The organism is Vibrio sp. 10N.222.54.E6, assembly GCF_041473955.1.
GTDB lineage: Bacteria > Pseudomonadota > Gammaproteobacteria > Enterobacterales > Vibrionaceae > Vibrio > Vibrio tasmaniensis_A.
The window spans coordinates 185,560-211,477 of sequence record NZ_JBFRTD010000013.1; the positions used below are offsets into that span (position 1 = coordinate 185,560).

Below are 25,918 nucleotides of genomic sequence, written 5' to 3' on the forward strand. Positions count from 1 at the left end.
AAAAACACAGCAGAATAGCATTGTCGAAAGGATTGACTAATTCGAATTAAATTCTGAAATGATACAAATATCATATTTAATAATGGTTACTTAGTAACCTCTGTTGAGTTTGATATCAAATCAAGTGGCTGATTTTATTGGGTATAGGATAGAGGTCTCAAAAATTATCTTTTAGAACACTAAAGTTTTAAATTCTTATCATGTTGGATTTTACGGTATATAATATCACATCGTACCTGTTGGCTAGGTGTTTTTTAGCTATATATGTGACTTTGCAAGGGAGTTATCTTCCTGATTTGAAAGAATAATTAAATTGATGAGATAAAAAAGTTGGCGAAAATCAGAAGCTTGGCATACACTTTCCTTGTAAATGACCTTATCTCATTGATTGAATAGGGTAAATGCTTTGGCGCTACTGAAGATGGTAGCAATGTATAACATAGCTTTGAGGAAAGTTTTATGGCACTCACTAAAGCCGATTTGGCTGAGAACCTGTTTGAAACACTCGGATACAGCAAGCGGGATGCCAAGGAAACGGTTGAAGTGTTTTTCGAAGAAGTTCGTAAGGCACTTGAAAATGGCGAACAGGTAAAACTGTCTGGTTTTGGTAACTTTGATCTTCGTGAGAAAAACGAGCGACCTGGTCGTAACCCGAAAACTGGTGAAGACATTCCAATTTCTGCTCGACGTGTTGTTACTTTTAGACCGGGACAAAAACTAAAGGCCCGAGTCGAAAATATTAAAATCGAGAAGTAGCCAAGCAATAGACCACGCCTAGCGTGGTCTTTTTGTATCTACGTCTTATGCATCATTTGCTGACTGTCTTGTCACTAGTTTCTCTTAGTGGTATCACCTGACTCTCTTTTCTTAGCTACCCTTCTCGTTAACTACTAATAGTGACATCCCTATATTTTGTTTTCTGATAGTAATGAACTAATGAACTAATGAAAGCAACGCGAGAGCACTAATAAAAAGAAAGGGCTGCGATTATGCAGCCCTTTGTCGTTCTTGTTTATGGTAAGCGTTTATGCCGCTTTAATGTGCGTGGTAATGTACGGTTGCCATGCTTGTTGGTAAAGCTCTAAAGATTGGCGTCTTAGGCTATTGATTTGTGCCGCTTCAATGTCATTGATTGGGCGATGTTCTGCAATTGCGTGACGCTCAATGCCTTGGATGATTTCGTAGAGTTCGTGCTCAGGGCCACTTTTCACATCAGCAATCGCTTTCAAGTGAAGTTGAACCTCTGCAATGATGTTGGTTTTAGGTAAACGAACCAACAAGTTAAGGTCACGGTAGCCAGAATCGGCTGGTGACTTAAACTTGTTTTTCAGCTTAACAACGTCTGCTTCACGGCTTAGCGCTTCGTAAACTTCAACCAAGCTTTCTACATCGTTCGCGATGATAGTTGCACGGGCTAAGTCGGTAATTTTTGTTACATCACCATCAAGCTCAAGGGCGATTTTTTCTTCTGCACGAGCTTGAGATTTAACGCCAGCAAATAGCGCTTCAGAATTGGTGAGTAGGGCAGTACTTTTACAGATAGTTTCTAGTTCAGCTTGGCCTTGATGCGCTTTGCTGTACAGAATATCGAAGTCGGTGTAAGGCTGAGTCGGGCGTGAGTCGAAGGCTTTGATGCCGTAAAGGCCGCTCAAACTATGACGGAATACGTTTGATGAAACTTGGTTTTGCGCAGGGGTGCGCGTTTGATCAGTCGAACTTGTTGAAACAGGTGCTGCTGCGAATGCAGGCGCTCGGCTCAATACCAATAGCATTAGGGCCGTCGTACGGAGAAATACACTCATTCAAACTCCAAAATACAAGGTTACAAAAACGGATAGTTAAAAGGGGTAACCAGTAACGCACAAGAGTAAAAACAGCTTAACTAAACTCACTACATATTAAATGGGGCTAGCTAAGACAGAAACCAACTCTAACGTTTAATATTGCTTTAAAATGTGAAGATATAGACAAATAATCCAACCGTTAGTTCCGCAATTATTAGAACTTTGAACTTAGCCAGTTTCTGATTTCATCGAAACCAATTTGGTACTTTAAACCAAGCTAAGGTTGCTCTTACCTCTCTATACTGTACCCTTGCATTATGACTGTTTAACATGAACGAAAGATGAATAATCCTGAATTTTGGCACAATAAATGGGCAGCCAACCAAATTGGTTTCCACCTCGAAGATGTAAACCCACTTCTGATTAAATTTTGGGAAAAGACTGAGCCTAGCTACGAGAAGAGTGTGTTTGTTCCACTTTGTGGCAAAAGTGAAGATCTGATTTGGCTAGCTTCAAAGCATGAAGATGTTCAAGGTGTCGAGTTAAGTCAGATTGCGGTTCGCGCATTTTTTGCAGAGCACCTTTACACCCCGACTGTGACTCAAATCAGTGGTCAGCACGAGCTGTATCAATTCGATGAACTGAACATCTACACGGGCGATTACTTCTCAGCGCCAATCCAGCCTGTCGATACCATTTACGATCGCGCGTCTTTAGTCGCATTGCCTGAAGAGATGCGAATGCAGTATGTAGAGCGTTTGAAACAACGACTGAAACCGGGTGGTAAGATCCTTCTAGTGACTCTGGATTACGACCAAAGCGAGATGGCAGGGCCTCCGTTTAGCGTACCTAAACTAGAGATTGGTCAGTTGTTCGCGGGATACAAAATCACATTGTTGAATCAAGATATTGCAGACGATGAACATCCGAAGATTGCCAAAAAAGGCTTGTCTCGATTCAGTGAAGAAGTGTACTTGATTGAGTCAGACGCTTAAGCGCAGTGAGCTCTCTAGCGAAAAAACCGCTTCAATAAAAAAGATAACACCAACAAAAAGACGGGCTCGATCGCCCGTCTTTTTTATTGTTCAGATTTGAAGTCGTGATTGTTCAGATGCGAGAACGTAATGGTTCAGATCTGAGTTAGTCGTTACCAATTAGTAGTCTAGTTGTCATTAGCTAGAAAATGGTAATTAACAGCTAGTAAATCACTTTTACTTTGGACGCGCTCTCAATTGCATCTTCAATCGCAGTCTCAGTGCTGTTGCGACGAGTCAGCGCAACACCTAGACGACGGCGACCATCGATATCAGGTTTACCAAACAAGCGAACTTGCGTTTGTGGTGCGTCTAGCGCCTCTGTAAGACCTTCAAAACGAATGTTGGTTGAAGTGCCTTGGCCCAGAATAACCGCTGATGCACATGGACCGTATTGCGTGATGGATTTGATCGGCATACCGGTAAACGCGCGTACGTGCAGTGCGAATTCCGATGAGTCTTGAGACATAAGAGTCACTAAGCCAGTATCGTGTGGGCGAGGGGATACTTCGTTGAAGATAACGTGATCGCCTTTAACAAACAGCTCGACACCAAAGATACCGTGACCACCTAGTGCATTAACCACTTGTTCAGCGGTGTATTGCGCTGTTTTAAGTGCGTTGTCTGACATGACTTGTGGCTGCCAAGACTCACGGTAATCACCATCTTCTTGGCGGTGACCGATAGGCGCACAGAAATGCACACCGTCGACTGCGCGAACGGTAAGTAGCGTAATTTCGTAATCAAAGTCGATGAAGCCTTCAACGATTACGCGACCCGCGCCAGTACGACCGCCTTCTTGTGCGTAGTCCCAAGACTTTTGAATGTCTTCCTCTGTTTTGATAACGCTTTGGCCTTTACCTGAAGAGCTCATTACTGGCTTAACAACGCAAGGCATTCCCACGAATTCAATAGCGGCAGCGAAGTCTTCAAAGGTGTCTGCAAAGCGGTAAGGAGAAGTGCTCAGTTTTAGCTCTTCTGCCGCTAGGCGACGGATACCTTCGCGGTTCATCGTTAGCTTGGTCGCATTCGCAGTCGGAACGACATTTAAGCCTTGCGCTTCTAGCTCTACCAACTTGCTGGTGGCAATAGCTTCAATTTCAGGAACCACATAATCTGGCTTTTCTAGTTCAATGATCGCTTGAAGTGCATCGCCGTCTAACATGTCTAATACATGGCTACGATGCGCAACTTGCATCGCGGGTGCGTCTGCATAACGGTCACAAGCAATAACTTCCAAACCTAAACGTTGGCACTCGATAGCAACTTCTTTGCCGAGTTCACCTGAACCTAATAGAAGTACACGAGTAGCATTTTCACGAGTAGCAGTACCAAACATAGAAATTCCTTCCGATCTTTTGAACGATTGATTGAAAACGGGGTGATCATACTTATTTCAATGATAAAAGCAAACGTTTGCGCAAGTTGTTGCGTTAATTACAGGTATAAAAAAAGCAGCCCCGTTAAATAGGGCTGCTTATTTGAATTTTTGTTAATTAGATGTACTTAGATTGCTAAGTAAGTCACTGGAATGTCGGGATTAATCGCTTCTAATGTAGATTGCGTATCCGCTAGGTGACTGATGCTACCTTCGGCGATTTCAACCAAAGCTGCACTTTCAATTTGTTCAAAATCGAAGCCAGCCAGTTTAAGTTGAATTAACGCGACTTGCAGAGGAGGTAGGCTCGGGTTGAACGCTGCGTTTTCAGCGTAAGCACCCGTAAAAATTTCACCTGACGTCAGTTGTAGCGAAACACCACTTAGGTTTTTGGTGTAAGGCGCATGGCTGCGGTTTAGTGCTGCTAGCGCATCTACAACAATAGGTGTTGTTTCTTCGGTCGTGTACTTATGATCAAGCTTTGTCATTAGGCCTGTTGTTACACCTAAATCAGCAGGGCCGAACGAGTCTGGTAGGTACTCTTGCAGAGACATTTCATCACGTTGTGGAAGCTGAACCTTAAGCTCTTTCGCTGTGGTCAGTTCGTTCATGAATTGACGACAGTGACCACAAGGGCTGAAGTTGATGGTGATATCAGAAATACCTTGTTCGCCTTTCATCCAAGCGTGGCTGATTGCAGATTGCTCAGCGTGTACTGTTTGGCCAAGTTGAACACCAGCGATTTCAAGGTTTGCACCAAAATACAGAGTGCCAGACAAACCACGCACGATTGCACCAACATAAAAGTCAGATAACGGAGCGTAAGAATAGGCTGCGGCAAAAGGAAGTAGCGCAATACGTAGCTCGTCATCCGCGAAACCACTTGCTTGCAGTAGGCTAGCAAATTGTTCTGGAGACAATGTCGCGTCAAAGTTGTCTGCTAATACGATGTCACTCAAAAGTGCTTTGATTGCTGTTGGAGCACTTTCCAGCGCCAGGGTAATACGACTGTTCATGTTGAATCCTTAATTGACCTTAGGCTTTAATTCTATGCAATGCTCAGGAATTTTCTGTGATAAAGATCACCATTGAATTGTTGTTGTTACATTGGTTTGCATAATTAGAGTGAGGTCACACTTGAAATCGATTACAAGAGCCATTTATACAGCTGATATCGCACTTAGTGCTCGTAAAAGACCGTGACTTGACTGCTATTGCTAAATAAATGCGAATAAAAAGCCCAAACAGACACTGTAATAAACAGCATTCTGGTTGGGCTGGATCGCGTAGTGATCGTTTAGGTTAAGAATAGAACCAAACCACGAGCGAAAATATACTCGGTGCGATGATCGAGGTAATGACGCCACAAAGCACAAGAGCCAACGAACTGAATGCAGCATCTTCCTGATTCTTTTCAGCACAGGTCGCAGTACCTAAAGCATGAGACACGGTACCCATGGTTAAACCTCGGGCAATAGGGCTCTTAATACCAATGAGATTGTAGATTGGATAAGCAAAAATTGCCCCAAATAGACCAACAATCAATACCAGTATTGCCGCAATCGCTGCTTCACCACCTAAATGGCTCGATACTTCCATCGCAATTGGTGTGGTGACTGACTTACCTAATAAACTCGCAATCAAACTTAAGTCTGCTTTAAAGGCGACCGCAATCATTGCTGTTGTTGTCATCGACATCACACTGCCTAGTGTGCAAGCAAAGGTGATGATGCGCCAGTTGGCTCTGATTTGAGGTAGCTGTTCATAAAGCGGATAAGCAAGGGCAACTACCGCGGGCTGCAGCATGTAGGTAATCCAGGTGTTGTCCGCATAGTAAGTCTCAAACGGTACTTTGAAGAACGTGAGTATCGGAATGATGATACCAATGCTGATCAGCAGGGGATTACACAGTGGTGAGTTCACTTTCTGACTTACCCAGCGAGCAAACAGGAATACCACGATGGTGAGTAGAATCCACATGATCAGTTACCTCTCGAAAGCAAGCGGTCTAAAAACCATGATAAGGACACCAACACCAGCAACGTGCCACCAACGGCGCTCGCCATAATTGGCAATGCGTTCGCGATGAGCATGTCGAAGTGATCCATCAACCCAACACTGATCGGAACAAACAGTAAGATCATTAGGCGGATAATCAAGCTTGCACCGGGTTGTACCCAGTGCGAAGGAACAATACCAATCACCATGGCGGCAAACAGAATCAACATGCCAAAAATACTGCCTGGGATTGAGGTATCCAAAAAGTGCTGTAACGCGTTACCTACTGTAAGTGCACCTATGATTAAGGTGAAGGAGATTAAGCAGTAAACCAGTTGGATCAATCTTTCTTTCAAAGTGTTACGTCTCTTGATAATGGAATTAACTAGCTAACTTTTCTACGTATTGATAAACCGCCTTCAAGATAGCCATTTTCTTCTCGTCACTTTCATGTTCGTGCGCGAGGTTTTCAAGGTTGAGCATGTACTCTTCTAAACGGCACTCATAAAACTCACGACAATGGTTTGCCCATTTCAATTGCTCAGCTTCGTCGAGCGTCCATGGGAAGTTACGTGCACGGTAACGGAACAGTAACGGTTTAATACGTTCGTCACTGAAGGTGATATCCAAAGCTGCCAAGTTGTTCGGGTCAGTTTCACGAATGATGTTCATCGCTGTTTTATCAGCAGGTGAAAAGAAACCGTCGTAAAGGTGGGTATCAACATCATCACTCTTTTCGTACTCGCGCTCTTGAGAGTAAAGGCCAATGAGTTTTTCGCGGATCTCTGGATGTTCGCGCAGCAGTGCCAAGTTCTTCAAGCATTGTTGGCGATCGATACCGATGGTTTCGGCATTTTCAGCCGTCAGCGTTTTGGCTGGAGCAAGAATAGGGCACTTGTTCAGTTGAACCAATTTGATGGGTACGGGTAGCTCGTCTTCACTCAGTTCACTGCGTTTGGTGTAGAGTCTGTCTCTGAGTTCATCAGCGTCCAGTTCTAGTAGTGGGCTTGGATCTTTAGCTAAATCAACCACGATAACCGCATTTTGATTAGTTGGGTGCCAAGCCATAGGCACAATCCAGCTTGTGTAGTTGCAGTCACGGCCAAACATGCCCGAAACGTGCATCAATGGTGTCATGTTTACGATGTCAACTAGGTCATTTAGCTTACGCTTATGACGCATGTTGTAAAGGTAATCGAACATCTTAGGTTGTGCAGCTTTAAGCTTCTTTGCTAACTCGATGGTCGCAATAACATCGGCCATCGCATCGTGCGCGTTCTCGTGTTCAATGCCGTTTGCCACAGATAGGTGTTCCAGTTTGAAACTTGGATAACCTTCTTCGTTCTCTGGCCAAACAATGCCTTCAGGGCGCAGTGCGTGAACAGCGCGCATTACATCTAATAGATCCCAACGTGAGTTGCCGTTCTGCCAGCTCCACGCATATGGGTCAATGAAATTTCGGTAACAGGTGTAACGCGTTACTTCATCATCGAATCGGATACTGTTGTAGCCAAGGCTTGTGGTGTTTGGTCTCGCCAACTCAGCATGGATCTTAGCGATAAACTCTGGCTCAGGGAGACCTTGTGAAGCCGCTTTCTGTGGTGTGATACGGGTGATCAACGCAGCTTCAGGCGCAGGGAGGTAATCAGCAGGAGGTTGGCAATAGATAACCAGAGGCTCTCCAATAACATTGAAATCTTGGTCGGTACGAACACCCGCAAACTGACTCGGACGGTCTTTTGCTGGGCTAACGCCCCACGTTTCGTAATCGAAAAAGAAGTAGGTCGGCTGATTATCTGAACTCATTGAAATTCCTGAACAGCAAGCGCAGAACGTTTACTGTGGCTGAAGGTTAGTTTTGTTCAGTATCTGATAGTATGCGGTACGCGTGCAACCCAGATCACAAATAAATTGTCGGAAAACGGTGCTTTACTATTCAATCGAGTCGGTGGGGATGTCTTTGAATCCAGTTGAGGCGGTATCTTAGTTAATACAATCTGTCTATCGTCCGTTTAATCCGATGGGGGTGAGAGTATCAACTGGACTTTCTGTTTAATGGTTAGCTCTCGGTTTCTCAAATCTTTGAATATAGCCTTCCATTCTTGAAAGGTGACGATTATAGGGTTAAAACTGTTTACGGGTTTGGTGACGCCGTAACGCACGGTTTCAATTTCAGGCTCGAACGTACCAAACAATTTATCCCAAATGATCAAAACGCCGGCGTAGTTCTTATCGATGTATTGCGGGTTTTTGCCGTGATGCACACGGTGGTGTGATGGGGTGTTAAAGATGTATTCAAGTGGCCCCAAGCTTCGTATCCATTGTGTATGGACGAAGAACTGCAAACCTAGATTCAGAAGCACCACAAAGACGACCCATTTAGGGTCAAAACCTATGATGACCAACGGTATCCAGAAAAGCCACATCCCAGCAAGTGGATACATTAAGCTTTGACGGAAAGCCGTACTGAAGTTCATGCTTTCTGAACTGTGGTGTGCCACGTGTGCTGCCCACATCCAGCGAACACGATGGCTTGCTCTATGAAACCAGTAATAGCAAAAGTCTTGCAACACCATCAATACAACAAAACTCAGCACGCCCATTTCAATATCCATTAAGCGCCAACCAAACATCCAAAGATACAACTGCACGACCAATAACCCGGTGAGCAAATCGGAGAGTTGATGCATTCCTGCCAGCGTGAAGTTACACATCACTTCTGAAAGTTTATAGCTCGAGTTATCAGGCAGTCGACCTTGCTTCTGACCGATAAAATACTCAGCCAACATGCACACAATGAACAAGGGCGCTAATACCAGCAGTAGCCATTCTGGGTGATTGATTAATGCGTCGATATTCATGTTTTATCCTTGTTGAGACGCCATACGCGTTCTTAGTATCAAGCTTACTTAGACTTGCTCGCCTGAGATTCAATCAGCAGAATTACGTTACCAGCGAGCAAAGTGATCTTCTGTTAGGCCAAGAACACCATCGAGGTGATGTGTCACTCCATTGTTGTCTTCAATCGAGCCAGAAAAGTGACCAATGAACTGACGAAAGTTACTCTTTAACAGCCATAAATTGAGCTTTTCGCTGCGGTTATTTAAGGGCGTAAAGGTCAGGTTTATACGTCCATCTTGTGATGTTATCTGCCAAGGCAAGTTCGTGTCTTGGCGACTGAACGTAAACTGTACCGGGTTAAGCAAGTGTCTGGTTCCATTGACCCATAACACGTTTTCGCAGCCTCCGGTTTCATTCACGCCCGCCGCGAGGTTTAGGCCAATATCTGTGCCATTGGATTGCGTGTTGATGCTTGCCCAGCGCCAGCTGGTTTCACGTCTCATGTAGCCCGCTGAAAAGTCATAACCGGCACGAGCTTGTTGGAGAACGAGTGATTCTCCTTTGATTTGGATTTCACCGCTGATGCGCAAAGCATTGTGCTTTTGAGTGTAAGTCCAACCTGAATAACCCGTTGGGCTGCACATCGCCAAGGGCAAGCTGTCGGCTTTAGGCTCTAAAGCGATATCGGCCTTAATGAGTTTGGTATTCAAGTGAACTTGCCATTGCCCGCCTTCAATATTAAAGGTGATGCTTTGGCCTGCAATGTTTGTCGTGCCGTCAAATGGCGAAGCGGTAACTTGTTTATCAAACCCTAATGGCCTCAACCAAGATGACTCTTCTAGATGGTTGTTTTCAATATCGTACAGATAACAAAATGCCGAGCCTAAGTAGCGAATATCCGCGATAGCGACACCAATAATGTGCGTGTCGGTGACAATGCTGACAAATTGGAATTGTTTGTAGTGGAGGTGCTTCTGCCAAGAGTTTGCTTTTGAATCCATCGAGTTTCGGTAGTCAAAGCTCTCGATGTTCAGGTGCTTGGGGATGCCATCGAAATGTCCAATGATCGGCTGACCATTAGAATCAATCAAACTGTGTGGAGCAGGATTCGTTTTTATCATTGCGATAGTTCACATAAATTTAACAACTAAAGCCATTGTGCGATGAGTAGCGTAGAATTGGGAGGTCATATTCGGACAAGAGCGCGTTACCAATCACGATTTTGTCAGTAGTGTTGTTGAAGCTGAGTAGTCATGTTGATGGGAATGGGCTCGATATAAGGAGAGACGATTGGAGATTATCGCGGAGTATAAGCCGACCGGACATCGGCATCAATTGGGTACATTAGATATCGCGCTGCTGTTGAATACGTTAGAGCAACGAGGTCTCGATATTGAAAGGCTACTCAATGATGTGGGTTTGCCGAACATGGATTGGCGAGACCCGAATGGAAAGCTGACTTACGCTGACAAACTTTCGTTATTTAGCGCGGCGAATCAGAGCTTTCCTCACGATGGCTTAGGGCTTTGGCTGGGGGAACACGCTAGCTTGAGCCACTTTGGTGTGTTGGGTTATGCGCTATCGACAAGTCAAAATGTCGGGGAGGCCATCAAGTCGGGCTTTAAATATCTGCGCCTGAACGGTCCTATTTTCTCGGTTAAATTATTTCTAGATTCCGAGCAAGCAGTGATTCAGATTGAGAACACCTTGGAAGTGGGCGATCTCCTACCTTTCTGCAGTGAGTATTTCTTGAGTTCAATCGTCTCTTTGTTCGAAGAACTGACTGGTCATGAGTTGGATATTCATACTTTGGCTTTGCCTTATGCTCGCCCTAATTACACCAAGCTTTATGACGAGCGTTTCCAGTGCCCGGTGATTTTTGAACAAAACTATTGTGAACTGCATTTTGATGTCTCCGTTTTATCACAAACTTTATTGACTCATGATGCCGCGACCCTGAAGCGCTATCTTGCGTCTTGCCAGTCGATAGTGGAAACGCTGGACTCTGAGCACCTGCTGACTAACCAGATCAAAACGATCTTTTATCAAACCGCAGGCAGTTTCCCGAATATAGAACAACTCGCGGATGAGTTTGGTTGTAGCTCTCGTACACTCAGGCGAGAGCTAGTGACCCATGATTCCAGTTATCAAATATTGCTTACCGAAGTTAGAGTGGAACTGGCCAAAGAGCTGTTACTCGGCACAACCATGAGTATCGATGACATCGGTGAAAGGCTCGGTTATAGCGACCCGGCAAATTTCAGAAGGGCGTTTAAAGGTTGGCTCAATAAAACGCCCGCTCAGTTTCGTGACGGTTTAAGTTAAAGCGTTACTTGCTAAAAAACTGCTCCCTGAAATCGGTGACTTGCTGTTGATAATAACTGTCCCAATCTTGTTGAGTCCAAGTGGCATAACTCGAGCTTCGCTGAGAGTCTAAGGTCATTTTGAGCTGATCCAGTTGCTTGTGATAGCTCATCACGGTTTGTTGCTGTTGTGCGACTTGTTGTTCTCGCACTGCAATGTTGCTGGCCTGCGCTTCATCTAAGTAGGCACCTTGGAGGTCGGCTTTGACTGATGCAACTTCAGCAGGGCTATAGCTGCTGGGTATCAAAGAGACTGCCAGTTCATATTTTTGAAGCTGTGTTTCGGCGTTTAACGTGCCCGTATTGTTTTGCCATTCACTAAGCAAATCTTGATAATTGGCCAAAAACTGGCTCGCTTCGTTCTCTTCAAGGGTGTTGGCGTCGAGCGTAAAATCTAGATGCGCAAACTGGTCTGCGAATAGCTGGTGGGCCAACTCTCCCCATACTTGCTGTGCAGACTGCTTGAATAAGGCAACACGATCTTCAAGAGTCTCTATGGATTCAAGTGGGATGGTACTTTGGGCTAATTGCCAGTCGACTGATAGCTGAGGATAGTCGCTCAGTAACTCAAACCATATACTCGGCAACTCCGATTTTAATCGTGCGAGTTGCTCAGTGCAGTCATCACGTTGTTGGCAAAGCTTCCAGAACCCATCGAGTTCATCGAATAGAGCTTTACCTTCAAGTTCGCTTAAGTTTTCAACATGCGTTTCTCCGCCCGATGATTCAGTTTGGGATTGATTGCTCTGCGATGCTGCATTTTCCGAACTGGCGGTTGCAGTTGGTGTGGAATTATCGTCAGCAGTTGTCGTAGAAACACGCGGCTTAGATCCTGTATGTTGAGCAGAAGATAGCGGTGTTTCAATCGATTTTGATGACCATGAGTAGCCAACAATGCTCGTCACCGCGACGAGCATTAGGATTAATATAACTCGATGCATTATGGGTTCACCGCGTTACTTGATGACAGCACTGACGGGGAAGTGGTCTGAAAGGTTGTAGTGCTTCCATAATTCACTGCTGGTTGAGCGAGGAACATCAACGCGGTTATTGTTGTGAGTTTTTTGTGCGTACTCCGAACTCACCACTACGTAATCCAAGTATTCGACATTTTCCCCGCCAGACATAGGCTCGCCTGCAAAGTTGTTGATACGAGGATCAAAGGTTGAAGCGGTATAACCTGAATACTCCGGCTCATCGGCTTGCAGGTTAGCGAACATTTGTTGGTAGTCGCCTGGGAACTTCAGCTTGTTCACGTTGAAGTCACCGCTGTAAATAACCGTTTCAGAGGTTGGTATTTCCAGTGATTGAGCAAGCTGACGCATCTGCTTGAATTGACGTTGTCGGTAGTCACGAGCTGTGTCCGTATCGAATGATGCGGTGTGAGTGCCAAACACGTGGTAAGCCTGACCGTTTTTGATGACTTCAGCGTAATTCACGCCTTTATCAGCGAAACAATCTGTGCCTGTACAATCAGGGAACACGTATTGCGCTTCGTTGACAATAGGGTAGCGGCTCACAATTATCACACCGCCGTCATAGATGTTAATCCCATCTTTATCGAGCATTTTGGTTTGATAAGGAGACTCTTTTGCAAGTTCACGCAAGAATTCATCTCTGCCGTTAGCAAACACCTCTTGTAGAGCCAACACGTCATAGCCCTTTACGTATTGAGGGATCAGGTCATAGCGGTCACCAATATGCGAAGCGATGGCAGGCAGTGCCCAGATGTTATAAGTCATGACTTTGAGTGTATTGGCATCTGGCTCTGGTTGCTCATCCACTTTTGGTGGAGTGATGGTGTAATAAATATCATCGTAGCGAGCGGTGTTATCAGCTTTGAAGGCAAGTTCAGTGTTCACATCAAAAGCATCGGTTGAATTACGATGAATATTACGATCATCATGCAGTGTTAAGTCGACGTCTGCGGCGCTCAAACCGTGTTGCAGTGTTGAGTTGTACCAATGTCCTTCCATGGTTTGATTAAGTGTGACGCTCTCCCCAATAGAATTTGAGACTACTGTGTCAAACTTGTATGTCTTACCGGACTTCACGCCTGTCCAGCGGTTGAAACTGATCAGCTTTTGGGTTTCCCACGGGCCAATTTGCTCAACATGTTGCTGCCACTCATCACCGAATTGAAGCTGGTCGGTACCCGTGTGATTGGTTTGAATCGTCATTACTTGGCTCGTGTTATTGGTCAGGTACACATCGGTATCTGCAATAGCCGAGGTTGAAATGAATGAAGCTGATGCAAGTATTGCACTCAGGCAAGTCCATTGAGTTTTCATCGTTTACGTTATCCTTATTGATTTATGTCTAGAATAACGTAGTCAAGAGTTATGACATTGGAGTTATAACTCTATGGCATTTATTCAAATATGAGATATATGCCAAGGTTTTATAAAATTGATTAACCATTGAAAATTAACATATTGTCTTATTGGAATGATAAATGGTACGCGCGCGAATAATAGAGTCAGGTAATGATTTCGAGTCGGTGGATCAGCCAATATTGGCGTGCTTAAACGAAAACTGTTTGTTCGGGGAGAGCAGAGGTTGTGAGCAACTAGAAGGGATTATGGTGACAGCTTAGATCTATCAGCACAAATTTTGCGATTGTTCTGTAATTTACTCTTGTTCAGTAAACAGAAACCTCAAAAACAGGTATGATAGTGTCGTTTTTAATCCTGAACTGGGAAAGTCATGGCAAAGTTAACACTCCAAGAGCAAATGCTTAAAGCTGGCTTGGTAAATGAGAAAAAATTAAAGAAGGCGAAGAAAGGCTCTAAAAAGTCTCGCGTTCAGTCTCGTGAAGCAAAAGCGGCAGCAGAAGAAACTAAACTGGCGCAGCAAGCGAAAGACAAAGAGTTAAACCAACAGTTGAAAGAACAGCAGTTGAGCAAAGAAATTAAAGCTCAAGTGAAGCAACTGATTGAGATGAACAAGATCGAACAGAAGAACGGTGAGATCAAATACAACTTCACCGACGGTACGCTAGTTAAATACCTTTACGTAGAAGAGCTGACTCAAAAGCAACTAAGTAAAGGCATTCTAAGTATTGCGCGCCAAGGCGAAAGCTATGTTGTTATCCCAACAGCAGTAGCAAACAAGATCGCAATGCGTGACGAAGAATCTATCGTTGATACGCAAGCTTCAAGCTCAGATGAAGTAGACGAAGATGACCCGTACAAAGACTTCGTGATCCCAGATGATCTAATGTGGTAATTGCCCGTTAGTACTGAGTAGAAGCACGAATTAAAAATGCAGCTGACAATCCTTCGATTGTGGCTGCATTTTTTTGTTTATGAGCTGTGAATCTTCTAGATAACAAATGACCACTAGCCAAATAGCCAAATAGCCAAATAGCCAAATAGCTAAATAACTAACTAGTTAGATCATGGTTGAAGCGATCAGGCGTCACCGGGCTTCTCACGTTTGCTGTTCCAACCCATAAAGTTGTAAAGGTTGTAACGAGCAAAACCCAATTGTTCATGCAATGCAAAGTCTGTAACTGCGAAGTTGTACCACAATGGTAACCATGAAATTTGAGCAGCCATGTAGTCGGCTCGTACTGGGACGACGTTTAATCCAAAATGATTAAAGTAGAGTTCACTACGACGAATATGTAGGCCTGATGAAACAAGAACAATGTTGTCGAACTGGTGATGCTTCATTAGGTCACTGGTGAGCTGCGCGTTTTTCCAAGTGTTGACGCTATTCGATTCTTGAATGATATCGGCTAGTGGAACGCCGAGTCTAAGCAACTGCTGTTGATAAACTTCCGCTTCGGTTACACCATTATTTTGTGCATCTCCACCACTAACAATCACTTTGCATATGGTTTGAGCCTTCGCACAGTTTTTATATTGGCTTGCCGTTTCATTGATGCGACCGAACGAGAAAAAGGTCGGCTCAAATTCTTGTGTACTTGCGATGAGTTGAGTACCAGCACCAAGCAAGACAATGGCATTGTGAGAGGTCCACTGAATGTCAGGTTTGCGCTCATAATTGGCTTGCAGGTCGTTTAGTAGATAGCGAGGGATTAAACCCGAACCAATCAATATAAATAAAGAGAGAAGAAGAAGTTTGATAAAACTAGAGGTTTTTCGCCACTGAAATAAACGTGTAACGCCAACGAAGACTAGAAGAAGTAATAATATAATAAAGCTCATGAGGATCCTGTTATCGAACGGGTGCCAGAATGATGTGACATATTGAAGCGGTGCATCATATATCAGTTTGGCTGATGTTTCATGGCTAACTTATTGTACTATTGAACAAATATAGAGTTTTGCGTTATAGAATGTGGATGGTCGTAAAGTAATAAACAAAACTAATAAGCAATAAAAAACCGACGCATGTGCATCGGTTTTTGTTTAACGAGACTCAAGTTATTGGATCAATCGAACCCATTAAGCGTTCGCTTGTTCCAAATCTTGCTGCTTGTCCTTTTTAGCCAATAGGCGGCTTGTGATTGTACCAGCTGTCATTGCACCAGATACGTTAAGCGCAGTCCGTGCCATATCGATAAGTGGCTCGATAGAGATAAGCAGTGCTGCGATAGTCACAGGAAGACCCATCGCGGGTAGTACGATAAGTGCAGCGAAAGTTGCACCGCCACCAACGCCGGCAATACCAAATGAGCTCACTGTGATAATAGCAATCAGAGACAGAATGAAGTTAATGTCCATTGGGTCGATACCAACCGTAGGCGCAACCATAACTGCAAGCATTGCAGGGTAAATACCCGCACAACCATTTTGACCAATTGTTGCACCGAAAGACGCAGACAGGTTAGCAATCGCTGGTGGTACGTTTAACTTAGTGATTTGAGCTTCAACGTTCAGGGGAATAGTTGCTGCAGAGCTACGAGACGTGAAAGCGAACGTCAGTACTGGCCAGATCTTTTGGAAGTACTCTTTCGGGTTGACACCAACAAAAGAAACCAACACACCGTGAACGACGAACATCAGGATAATAGCGACGTAAGAAGCAACGATGAAGCCCAATAGGCTTAGGATGTCAGAAGCACTTGACGTTGCGACTACCTTCGCCATTAATGCTGCGATGCCGTATGGCGTTAGTGCCATGATCATCTTAACTAAGCGCATAACGATAGATTGAGCCGCTTCAACGAACGTACGGATTGGAGATTCTAATTCTTCTTTCTCTGCCATCACCTTACGAGCAGCAATACCCGTTAGCACGCCAAAGATAACTACCGCGATGATAGAAGTAGAGCGAGCCCCTGTTAGGTCTGCAAATGGGTTAGTCGGAATAAAGCTAACCAGCATTTGTGGAATAGTTAGATCTGAAACGCTGCCGATGCGGCTTTCTAGTGTTGCGATACGTGCTGTTTCACGAGCGCCTTCAGTTAAACCTTCAGCCGACAAGCCGAATGCTTGTGTTACAACAATACCAACAATCGCAGAAATTGCCGTTGTTGCTAGCAACACAGAAATGGTGATGCCGGAAATCTTACCTAGTGAGCCGCCTTTCTCAAGCTTCACTACTGCCGCAATCATTGAAACTAACACTAATGGCATGATGACCATTTTTAGTAGGCCAACGTAACCACGACCCACAATGTTTACCCAGTCGAGCGTCTCTTTGATAATAGGATTGCCTTCACCAAATAGCAGTTGAAGACCAAGGCCAAAAGCACTACCGAAAACTAAACCGAGTAAAACGAGGCGAGAAAGTGTGTTTTCTTTTTTCTGCTGTCCGTAGAGAAAAAAGAGGATACCAGTGAATACCGCTAAGGCAGCGATAGCTGAAAATGACATTGTTTTTCCTTATGAATAACCATGAATCGATAGGGCGCTTAGATATATGGGCGCAAATACTGTTAGCTAAAATAGCGACCTGTAACAAAACGTAAAATAAGGAAAAGTAATTTATTAGAACGATTAGTAATATCCACCCAATGGGTTGGATGGATATTCAACATTGTGGTGAATAGATAGACGTTTTAATGATATTTCGCTAATAAATTAAGCATGTCAGTCGAGGTGTAGATTTCGATACTTTGGAAATTATTTTCGAACAATCGGAATAATATTGCTTTCGCTACATCTTCCGATTGGATAGGGCGTAGGTTTTTGAATTTTCCAAACATTAACGGAGATATTAAAGGGAAGACTCTTTGTAGGAGCTTTTCATCAGTTCTGGGTTCGGCACGTTCACCCACCAGCGGGCCTGGACGAGCGATGAAGAGCTGCTTGAAGCCAATACGTTTTAGGTTTTGCTCCATTTGTCCCTTACAGCGCAGATAGTGTGAATAGGAGTCTGGCGAAGCGCCATAGCTAGAAACGACTGCGACACGTTGAACTCCAAGGAATTTCATCGACTGTGCCACTTGGCTAACCAGTTCTACATCGATCTTTCGCAGCGCTTCTTTTGAACCTGCTTTTTTCTTGGTTGTGCCTAAGCAGATAATGCCTAAGTTGGGCGTCGCTTTGGTGTCGTCCCAACTCGTTACTTGTAGATCGTTGTGGATGAGTGTATCGAGTTTGTTGGAGTGAAATTCTTCACCTAATGCTCTTCGTGACAAAGCATAGATGTGTTCTACAGCGGGCTCGTTAATGAGCAGTCTCAGGACATGATGACCAATTAGCCCTGTCGCACCAGCTATAACAACCGATGTTTTATCTCCATTAATACTCATTCTATTCCTTACTCGCTCTACAAGTGCTTGTTTAATATAAACAGTGTTTGAATTTTAAGCGAACAAAAGTTTCATGAATGAGCGTTAGGAAGATGGGGTTTGATGATGGGCTTTTATACGGAAGGTATGTGCTTAGCTAGGTAAACCTCAATTAAGGTGTTAAAGATAACAAAGCCCGCTGGGCGACGGGCTTGTTATTTACTTTACTACTTTGTTGTCATATTGCTTCGATATCTACTAGGTAAAGGAGAGTGGGATTTTCCTTACCTTTTTGTTGGTTTTCTTACTCGATTTATTTGGTTTTCTTTTACTTGAGTTTGGAATCATTCCACCTCCTAAATCATTGTTTGGTTTTGTCTTTCAATCGATTGTTTTCCTTTAAAGCAACTGCGATGTGGGTATTCACAGTATGGGCACTCATCAATGGAGAGATTAACAAGTACTTTAGATAAAGCATAAACGATGCCAAAATGTAAGTTATTGATAAATCTGTTATCAATATTGTAGGTGTTTCGGGCTCGTCAATTTGACTGTCAATTTGAGAAAATACCGGTGTGATCTGTTTAAATTAAGAACACTCTCTACCGTTTCTGTTGATTAGGCATAGATACAGCATTGCTTAACACGTAAACTGAGTCGTAATTCACATAGACCAAGGACGTGCTATGAACCTCAAACTTGATACTCTTGCTCCCACTCAGATTTACCACCTGATGACACAAACCGTTGTGCCTCGCCCGATAGCATGGGCATTGACGGAATCTTCCGACCAAGAGTACAACCTAGCACCTTTCTCCTATTTCACGCCTGTTTCCAGCAATCCGCCGCTACTGATGTTATCAGTTGGGAAAAAGCCGTCGGGCGAAATCAAAGATACCACCCGTAACGCCTTAGAAACGGGTAAGCTAGTGATTCACATTGCTTCTTCAAGTTCTGCCGAAACAATGACAGCAACAGCAGCTACACTCGAACATGGTGACTCTGAAGTTACCGCAAATAATATTGAGCTAGTTGAATTTGAAGGGTTTTCTTTACCGAGAGTGAAAGAGTGTGCGGTCGCTTTTGGCTGCACTTTGTACGAAGTAAAAGAAGTGGGAGAGGTGCCTCAAAGCCTTATCTTTGCTCAAGTTGAAACCGTGTACATTTCCGAAGATGTGATTGATAAAGATAGTGAACGTCTTAAGATTGACGCGTTGGCATTGGACCCTTTATCTCGACTTGGTGGCGGTGAATACGCGACGCTTTCCAATGTGTTCTCTGTTGCACGCCCTAAATAGTGTAACGATTTAGCTTAAGCAGAATCGCAGCCCTAGAAATCCATTACCTTAAATTTAAGTGTTCCTAAACTTATGTTAGATACCCAATACTCGCAGTACATCCAACACCGAATTGACCAAAAAACCAAGCCACTCGGTGCGCTTGGCTTACTAGAAAAAGTCGCACATCAACTGGCATTGATTCAGAGCCAAGGCAAAGAAACTGCGGTTGAGCACATCGAATTGAATAAGCCACGTATCATCATTTTTGCTGGCGACCATGGCATAGCAGATGAAGGTGTGAGTATTGCTCCAAGTGCCGTCACGCAACAGATGGTGTTGAACTTCTTAAGCGGTGGCGCAGCGATTAATTGCTTTTGTGCGGTAAACAACGTCGAAATTACAGTCGTGGACACTGGGATTTTGTTGCCTGTTGAATCTGACAGCGACATGTTGATTTCTCAGCGCTTAGGTACGCGAACCAATAACTTTGCCAATGAAGCGGCAATGAGTTTAGAAACTGTTGAACGTGGGATTGAACTGGGAACTGAGCTTGTATCTAGAACCATTTCGAATGGCACGAATATCATCATGTTTGGTGAAATGGGCATCGGCAATACCAGCAGCGCGTCTGCCATCTTAAGTGCGCTAGCAAACCGAACTGCAGATGAGTGTGTTGGTTTAGGCACTGGTATCAACAATGAACAGCTTGCACGTAAAGTGGCGGTGGTTAAGCAAGGTGTTGCTCGTTGCATAAATCCTGACGCAAAAGAGGTGTTAAGCCAAGTCGGCGGTTATGAAATAGTTCAAATGGTGGGGGGCTTCCTTGGCGCTTACGAAAACAGAACCCCTGTGTTGGTCGATGGTTTTATCGTGTCGGTTGCGGCGTATGTCGCGACTCTAATTGAACCGAGTTGCCGTGATTACATGATCTTTGCTCATCGCTCTGAAGAGTCGGGGCACAAGATTCTATTAGAGCTGCTAGACGCTGAGCCACTGCTCGATCTTGGATTGAGATTGGGCGAGGGCACAGGTGCTGCGCTAGCTATGCCAATAATTCGTGCGGCGGCAGAGTTCTATAACAACATGGCGAGTTTTGCGAGTGCTGGAGTCACGGTTTAATGAGTGATGCACCAAAAAGATCGTTGAAAGATAGCATCACATACCAATGGGAACTTTTTTCGTTGGCGATGGGTTTCTTTTCTCGTTTGCCGATGCCGAAGAATACGCCTTATTCAGAAGAGCGAATGAACCGTTCGGGTCGTTATTTCTCACTGGTTGGTTTGTTACTTGGTGTTCTATGTGGCGGTGTGTTCTTGCTACTCGATGCCATACTGCCGAGTGCGGTGGCGATCTTTTTGATGATGAGTTTTAGCCTGATGCTCACAGGTGCATTCCATGAAGACGGCTTGACTGATATGGCGGATGGCATTGGTGGCGGCATGACTCTAGAACGTCGTTTGACCATCATGAAAGACAGTCGAATTGGTACCTATGGCGCGTCTGCTCTGGTTATGGCTCTGCTTGGCAAGTGGGTGCTGTTGCATGAGTTGGTCAACATGACGGCTCTGTTTTTGGTTATCGTGACCAGTTATACCTTCAGCCGTGCAATTGCTGCATCGCTGATTTACGACATGCCTTATGTCAGCGACTTAGATACCAGTAAAAGTAAGCCATTGGCCAACAAGCAAACCAAAGGCGAACTTGTCTTCTTATTGCTTGTAGGGGTGTTGCCTAGCTTGTGGTTTGGTCTTGAATTCGCTTTGGTTTTATCTGTCGTCGCCTATCTGTTCAGAACAGGTTTCAAAAAGTGGTTAACGGCTCGAATTGGCGGCTTTACTGGCGACTGCTTGGGGGCAGCTCAACAGTTGATGGAGTTACTGATTTACCTTGTATTCATTACTGCATTTTACAATGGCTTTCTATAACGGCTTCCTATGACAAACACGAATCAAGCTAGTCAAATTAATCAAACAAGTCAGCGAAATAGTCATCTGATATTGGGTGGAGCTCGTTCTGGTAAGTCGAGTTTTGCAGAGCAACAAGCATTATGTGCGTTTGAAGCATGTTCAAATGGACGCCTCAATTATATTGCGACAGCGACATATCTTGATGATGAAATGCGAGAACGAATCGCGCACCATCAACAACGTCGTGGTGAGCTGTGGATTGAGCATGAAGCCCCTGTTGAATTAGCCGAAAAACTGCTGTCTTTTGGTCAAAACGATGTGGTGTTGATTGACTGCCTAACTTTGTGGTTGAACAACATTATTTTTGAGTTGGGTGATGATGCGACCAATGAACAGGTTGAGGCCGTGGTTGAAGTTTTAGTGAAAAGCGTAGAGCAAAGCCCAGCGCAAATTATCATGGTTTCTAACGAAGTCGGTTTAGGTGTAGTGCCGCTAGGTAAAGTGTCGCGCCTATTTGTCGACAATGCGGGTCGCATGAACCAAGCGCTAGCTCGCGTCGTTGAACGCGTTACGCTGGTTGCAGCAGGATTACCATTGAGCTTAAAACCGTCGAGCCATTCGACTCAAAGCTCGACTCATAATTAGATTGGTATCAAAGGTTAGTTGAACAAATGGAAAATGGAACAACCAAGAACATCTATCTACTAAGACATGGCAAAGTCGAAGGCGAAGCGGCACTTAATGGTTTATCTGATGTGTTGGTTAATCCTGATCTTCAAGATCGGATATGTGGGGCGCTGATAAAACAAGATATTGCCTTTGATTGCGTGGTTACCTCACCATTAAGGCGATGCAGCGACCTCGCAAACAGATACGCACAGCGTATGTCTGTGACTTTATCTGTAGCACCAGACTTTCAGGAAATGAACTTCGGTGACGTTGATGGTGTCCCATTTGATGAGCTTGAAGACAAGTGGGGAATGCTAGAAACCTTTTGGCAAGATCCTGCTAATCATCAACTGACTGGTGCAGAAAGTTTACAGAGCTTCCACGACAGAGTAACTCAAGCTTGGTCGCAACTTTTGAATGATCCAAGTGACAATATATTGTTGGTTACCCATGGTGGTGTGATTCGCATACTGCTAGCGCATTGTCTTGATATTGATTGGAAAAATCCGAGTTTGTACTCGAAGCTATCGATAGAAAACGCGTCGATAACTCATATTCAAATCACTCAGTTCGCACAGAGTTTTATCAGTGTAAAGTCGATAGGGTTGGCTGTTCTCTGAGTGTTCAAAAAACACAGTTTAAGAGTTAACAATCTATTGGACCTGTAAATTGAAACAGAAACAGAAACAGAAATAGAAATAGAAATAGAACCAGAAATAGAAGTATAAAGCGGCGTTTACAGCCGCTATACCAGATTGGTATTACTACCTACGTGAAAGGAATTTAGTCATGACAACACCGAGTTGGGATCTAAGCATTGCTTATCGCGATCTTAATGATGCAAAAATCGAACAAGACATTGAACTCATTCAACAATGTATTGAGCTGTTGTACCTACACGTTGAAAAGCGTCATATCATTCTAGCGATGCAAAACGCCATTCAAACTTCTGAAGCGGCAGGCACGTTACTGAGCACGATCAACACCTTCGCTAATTGCCACGCATCGGTAGACGCGACGCACACAGAAGCCAAAGCTCTGCTTGGTCGTGTAGCGAAGCTGAACTCTGAAATGTCTCAAGCGTTTAGCCCATATGAAGACACGCTAATCCACGCAGAACCAGAGTTTATTGATGCAGTTTTAGAGCATGACAGCGCAGATGTAGCAGGACAACGCTTTGCGATTGAAAGCTCGCGTAAGTTATCAAGCAGCCGCCTTAGTGTTGCTGAAGAGCAGTTATTGGCCGCGATGAAGGTTGATGGCCGTGATGGATGGGGTCGTTTGTACGATAACTTAACCGGTTCTTTAAAACTGTCGCTAAAGCTGAACGGTGAAGACGAAGCGCTAGGTTTTTCACAAGCTGCGAGCTTGTTGTACGGCAGCGAATTCGACAAACAAGAACCGGCATGGCGCGCAGTCCAAGGCGCAATGGAGACGCACCAAGAGTCTTTTGCTTCAATTCTAAATGCGCTTGCGGGTTGGCGACTGACAGAGAACAAAAAGCGCTCGAAAATAAGCGACGTACATTTCCTTGATCCAAGCCTACACGCCAGCCGCATCGTACCTGAAACGCTAGACACCATGATGTCGGTAGCAAAGGCAAATCGAGCAGTAGGCCAGAAAGCAGGCCTGTTAATGGCAAGAGTTCACGGGCTCGATGAAATGAAGCCTTGGAACCATTTAGCAGCCATGCCACCACTTGGTGATGCTGAATCTAAGGTTTATCTATTTGATGAAGCGATCGAAGTGATTAAAACCGCCTTTGCTGAAGTAAATCCAGAGATGGCTGATTTCGTCGCATTAATGGTTGAGAACGGTTGGATTGATGCCGCTCCAGCAGCCAATAAACGTCTAGGTGCGTACTGCACTAAATTTGCTGCGACACGCACCCCGCTTGTGTTCATGACATGGAGTGGTAGCCGCTCAGACTTAATGACATTAGCGCACGAGCTAGGCCACGCGTTCCACAACTGGGTGATGAAAGACATGCCGTTGTGTCAAACACGCTACCCAATGACGTTAGCTGAAACCGCTTCGATCTTTGCTGAGAACATTGTTCGTGACCACCTATTGAAGCAAGCACAAACACGTAATGAGAAACTTGAAATGCTGTGGGAAGAGCTTTCTTCTTCTTTGGCACTAATGGTGAATATTCCCGTTCGCTTCGAATTTGAAAAAGCCTTCTACGAGCAGCGTGAAAAAGGTGAGCTAACGGCTCAGCAGCTGTGTGACTTGATGGAAACGACTTGGAAAGAGTGGTACGGCGCTGCAATGACAGAAGCCGATCCTTACTTCTGGGCGAGCAAGCTGCACTTCAGCATCTCTCAAGTGAGCTTTTATAACTATCCATACTTGTTCGGTTATCTGTTCAGTAAAGGTGTTTACGCTCAGCGCGATGCGAAAGGTGAGCAATTCTACGGCGATTACGTTTCGTTGCTTCGTGATACGGGCAGCATGATGGCGGAAGAAGTGGTTCAAAAGCACTTAGGAATGGATCTGACTCAAGCTGATTTTTGGCAACAAAGCATCGACATGGTCAAAGTTCAAATCGATGAATTTGAAAGATTGCTCGATCAGGAAGATTAATTGATCTCAATCTGTTCATGGTAGGTAAGAGCTGTGTTAGCTTACGTGGCTCTTATCTTGCTGATATAAACAGAGATAACCAAAAGTTGTTCTAAATAGGTGAAATTATTTGGAACAGATGTCGGTTAGTAAAGTCAGCAGGTAATACAAAAATATATGGGTAGTATTTGTGAGTGATAACGGAGTTTCTATTGATAAGTGCGATCCTAGCAACACAATTTCTATGTACAATTTATTAACATACGGCCGTGCAATTAAGGAGTAGCGCATGACGAAGACCCTCTTTCGCCAATCATTTCTTTTTGACAGCCTAGATCTTGAGCAAGAAGTGGTTGCAGGACAGACCGTACTGAGTAACGGTGTTCAAATTAAGCTTCATCAACGCGGTGTATTGGAAGTGATTCCCGCAGAGTATAATCCTGAGACCAAGAACATCATATTTTCAACAGGTGTTCATGGCGACGAAACTTCACCAATGGAGCTGATTGATAAGCTCATTGAGGATATTGAAACCGGCTTCCAAGTCGTGACAGCAAGATGTTTGTTCATCATTGCTCACCCAGAAGCGACCAATGCGCATACGCGTTTTCTTGATGTGAATATGAACCGTCTGTTTGATGAAAAACAGTACGAGAGTAATCGAGAAGTGGACATCGCGAAGAACCTTAAGTTCTTGGTTACTGAGTTTTACAAGGAAACGGTGCCTGCCACTCGTTGGCACTTAGATCTGCACTGTGCGATCCGTTTGTCTAAGCATTACTCTTTCGCCGTAAGCCCTAAGGTTCGCCACGAAGTTCGCAGTAAAGCCTTGTTCGATTTCATTAACAGTGCTCACGTTGAAGCGGTGTTGTTATCCAATGCGCCAACGAGCACCTTCAGTTGGTACAGCGCTGAAAACTTTGAAGCCCAAGCACTGACAATGGAGCTAGGGCAGGTAGCAAGAATTGGTGAGAACCAGCTTGATAAGTTAACGGCTTTCGATTTGGCAATGCGCAATTTGATTGCTGAAATAGAACCAGAGCATTTGCCAAAGAAAACCATTACTTATCGCGTAAGCCGAACCATTGTTCGTTTGCATGATGATTTTGATTTCATGTTCTCTGATGCCGTTGAAAACTTTACGGCGTTCAAGCACGGTGAAGTGTTTGGTCATGATGGTGATAAGCCATTGATGGCGAAGAATGAAAACGAAGCGGTGGTATTTCCAAATCGTAACGTTGCTATCGGTCAACGAGCTGCCTTAATGGTGTGCGAAGTTGAAACGCGATTCGACCATGGTCAGCTTGTGTACGATTAATATCCAGTTAGGTTTAATCGACCAAAACAACCGCCCAACTGCTTGAAATATCAAGGTTCACATTACGGTGTGAGCCTTGAGTTTATTTGGGGATACAGGTAAGGTTACGCGAACAATTTCAAAGTAGCTTGA

At 44.4% G+C, this 25,918-nt stretch carries 24 protein-coding genes; 11 read left to right on the forward strand and 13 right to left on the reverse strand.

Annotation, left to right across the window (positions count from 1 at the left end):
- Positions 1–459: 459 nt before the first annotated feature.
- Positions 460–756 (forward strand): integration host factor subunit alpha, encoded by a 297-nt coding sequence (ihfA, locus tag AB4513_RS08605; protein WP_004734853.1) that lies wholly within the window; start codon positions 460–462, stop codon positions 754–756.
- A gap of 269 nt (positions 757–1,025) precedes the next feature.
- On the opposite strand, the gene AB4513_RS08610 is transcribed toward ihfA, so the two are convergent.
- Entirely contained in the window at positions 1,026–1,802 is a 777-nt protein-coding gene (locus AB4513_RS08610) for a RelA/SpoT domain-containing protein (RefSeq protein ID WP_017059130.1), read from the reverse strand.
- Between the two features lie 323 nt (positions 1,803–2,125).
- Between AB4513_RS08610 and AB4513_RS08615 the strand changes: the two genes are divergently transcribed.
- A complete protein-coding gene (locus AB4513_RS08615; protein ID WP_017099724.1) occupies positions 2,126–2,779 on the forward strand; it encodes a thiopurine S-methyltransferase in 654 nt (217 codons plus the stop codon).
- Positions 2,780–2,981: 202 nt separating this feature from the next.
- Here AB4513_RS08615 and purT read toward each other — a convergent pair whose 3' ends face one another.
- The 7 genes from purT to AB4513_RS08650 form a co-directional block, all read right to left on the reverse strand.
- A complete protein-coding gene (purT, locus tag AB4513_RS08620) occupies positions 2,982–4,157 on the reverse strand; it encodes a formate-dependent phosphoribosylglycinamide formyltransferase (protein ID WP_102258542.1) in 1,176 nt (391 codons plus the stop codon).
- A gap of 167 nt (positions 4,158–4,324) precedes the next feature.
- A complete protein-coding gene (gene cdd / locus AB4513_RS08625) occupies positions 4,325–5,212 on the reverse strand; it encodes a cytidine deaminase (protein ID WP_102258541.1) in 888 nt (295 codons plus the stop codon).
- Between the two features lie 286 nt (positions 5,213–5,498).
- Positions 5,499–6,176, reverse strand: coding sequence for an LrgB family protein (locus AB4513_RS08630; protein ID WP_009846948.1), 678 nt, complete (start codon positions 6,174–6,176; stop codon positions 5,499–5,501).
- A 2-nt stretch (positions 6,177–6,178) separates the two neighbouring features.
- Positions 6,179–6,550, reverse strand: coding sequence for a CidA/LrgA family protein (locus tag AB4513_RS08635; protein ID WP_009846947.1), 372 nt, complete (start codon positions 6,548–6,550; stop codon positions 6,179–6,181).
- Between the two features lie 25 nt (positions 6,551–6,575).
- Positions 6,576–8,000 carry an exodeoxyribonuclease I gene (sbcB, locus tag AB4513_RS08640; protein ID WP_009846946.1) on the reverse strand — a complete coding sequence of 475 codons (1,425 nt, stop codon included), beginning with the start codon at positions 7,998–8,000 and terminating at the stop codon, positions 6,576–6,578.
- A gap of 206 nt (positions 8,001–8,206) precedes the next feature.
- Positions 8,207–9,055, reverse strand: coding sequence for a sterol desaturase family protein (locus tag AB4513_RS08645; protein WP_102258540.1), 849 nt, complete (start codon positions 9,053–9,055; stop codon positions 8,207–8,209).
- Between the two features lie 87 nt (positions 9,056–9,142).
- On the reverse strand, positions 9,143–10,156 hold the full coding sequence (locus AB4513_RS08650; RefSeq protein ID WP_102258539.1) for a DUF2804 domain-containing protein: 1,014 nt from the start codon (positions 10,154–10,156) through the stop codon (positions 9,143–9,145).
- Between the two features lie 169 nt (positions 10,157–10,325).
- On the opposite strand from AB4513_RS08650, the gene AB4513_RS08655 reads away from it, so the two are divergent.
- Entirely contained in the window at positions 10,326–11,360 is a 1,035-nt protein-coding gene (locus tag AB4513_RS08655; protein WP_102258538.1) for an AraC family transcriptional regulator, read from the forward strand.
- A gap of 4 nt (positions 11,361–11,364) precedes the next feature.
- Here AB4513_RS08655 and AB4513_RS08660 read toward each other — a convergent pair whose 3' ends face one another.
- A complete protein-coding gene (locus AB4513_RS08660) occupies positions 11,365–12,315 on the reverse strand; it encodes a chromosome partitioning protein ParA (protein WP_102258537.1) in 951 nt (316 codons plus the stop codon).
- Positions 12,316–12,354: 39 nt separating this feature from the next.
- The gene (locus tag AB4513_RS08665; protein WP_102258536.1) at positions 12,355–13,689 is read right to left on the reverse strand and encodes a sphingomyelin phosphodiesterase; all 1,335 of its coding nucleotides are present in this window, start codon (positions 13,687–13,689) and stop codon (positions 12,355–12,357) included.
- A 415-nt stretch (positions 13,690–14,104) separates the two neighbouring features.
- Here AB4513_RS08665 and AB4513_RS08670 point away from each other — a divergent pair, with 415 nt between their 5' ends.
- On the forward strand, positions 14,105–14,626 hold the full coding sequence (locus AB4513_RS08670; protein ID WP_012604134.1) for a DUF2058 domain-containing protein: 522 nt from the start codon (positions 14,105–14,107) through the stop codon (positions 14,624–14,626).
- A 185-nt stretch (positions 14,627–14,811) separates the two neighbouring features.
- On the opposite strand, the gene AB4513_RS08675 is transcribed toward AB4513_RS08670, so the two are convergent.
- From AB4513_RS08675 to AB4513_RS08685, 3 genes are all read right to left on the reverse strand, one after another.
- A complete protein-coding gene (locus AB4513_RS08675; protein WP_017102192.1) occupies positions 14,812–15,573 on the reverse strand; it encodes a YdcF family protein in 762 nt (253 codons plus the stop codon).
- A 240-nt stretch (positions 15,574–15,813) separates the two neighbouring features.
- Complete coding sequence (locus AB4513_RS08680; protein ID WP_009846939.1) at positions 15,814–17,187, reverse strand: L-cystine transporter; 1,374 nt, start codon at positions 17,185–17,187, stop codon at positions 15,814–15,816.
- 185 nt (positions 17,188–17,372) lie between these two features.
- A complete protein-coding gene (locus AB4513_RS08685) occupies positions 17,373–18,068 on the reverse strand; it encodes an NAD-dependent epimerase/dehydratase family protein (protein ID WP_017099715.1) in 696 nt (231 codons plus the stop codon).
- 665 nt (positions 18,069–18,733) lie between these two features.
- On the opposite strand from AB4513_RS08685, the gene AB4513_RS08690 reads away from it, so the two are divergent.
- The 7 genes from AB4513_RS08690 (at position 18,734) to AB4513_RS08720 (ending at position 25,786) form a co-directional block, all read left to right on the forward strand.
- Complete coding sequence (locus tag AB4513_RS08690) at positions 18,734–19,345, forward strand: flavin reductase family protein (protein WP_102258535.1); 612 nt, start codon at positions 18,734–18,736, stop codon at positions 19,343–19,345.
- A 72-nt stretch (positions 19,346–19,417) separates the two neighbouring features.
- Positions 19,418–20,446, forward strand: a complete 1,029-nt coding sequence (cobT, locus tag AB4513_RS08695; protein ID WP_009846936.1) for a nicotinate-nucleotide--dimethylbenzimidazole phosphoribosyltransferase — start codon at positions 19,418–19,420, stop codon at positions 20,444–20,446.
- Positions 20,446–21,252: an adenosylcobinamide-GDP ribazoletransferase gene (locus AB4513_RS08700; RefSeq protein ID WP_102258534.1), complete on the forward strand. Its 807-nt coding sequence runs from the start codon at positions 20,446–20,448 to the stop codon at positions 21,250–21,252. The genes cobT and AB4513_RS08700 overlap by 1 nt, the downstream gene beginning before the upstream one ends.
- Before the next feature lie 9 nt (positions 21,253–21,261).
- Positions 21,262–21,879, forward strand: coding sequence for a bifunctional adenosylcobinamide kinase/adenosylcobinamide-phosphate guanylyltransferase (gene cobU, locus AB4513_RS08705; RefSeq protein WP_102258533.1), 618 nt, complete (start codon positions 21,262–21,264; stop codon positions 21,877–21,879).
- A gap of 26 nt (positions 21,880–21,905) precedes the next feature.
- On the forward strand, positions 21,906–22,523 hold the full coding sequence (locus AB4513_RS08710) for a histidine phosphatase family protein (protein WP_102258532.1): 618 nt from the start codon (positions 21,906–21,908) through the stop codon (positions 22,521–22,523).
- 169 nt (positions 22,524–22,692) lie between these two features.
- The gene (locus tag AB4513_RS08715) at positions 22,693–24,489 is read left to right on the forward strand and encodes a M3 family oligoendopeptidase (RefSeq protein WP_102258531.1); all 1,797 of its coding nucleotides are present in this window, start codon (positions 22,693–22,695) and stop codon (positions 24,487–24,489) included.
- Positions 24,490–24,757: 268 nt separating this feature from the next.
- Positions 24,758–25,786 (forward strand): succinylglutamate desuccinylase, encoded by a 1,029-nt coding sequence (locus AB4513_RS08720; RefSeq protein WP_009846931.1) that lies wholly within the window; start codon positions 24,758–24,760, stop codon positions 25,784–25,786.
- Positions 25,787–25,918 lie beyond the last annotated feature (132 nt).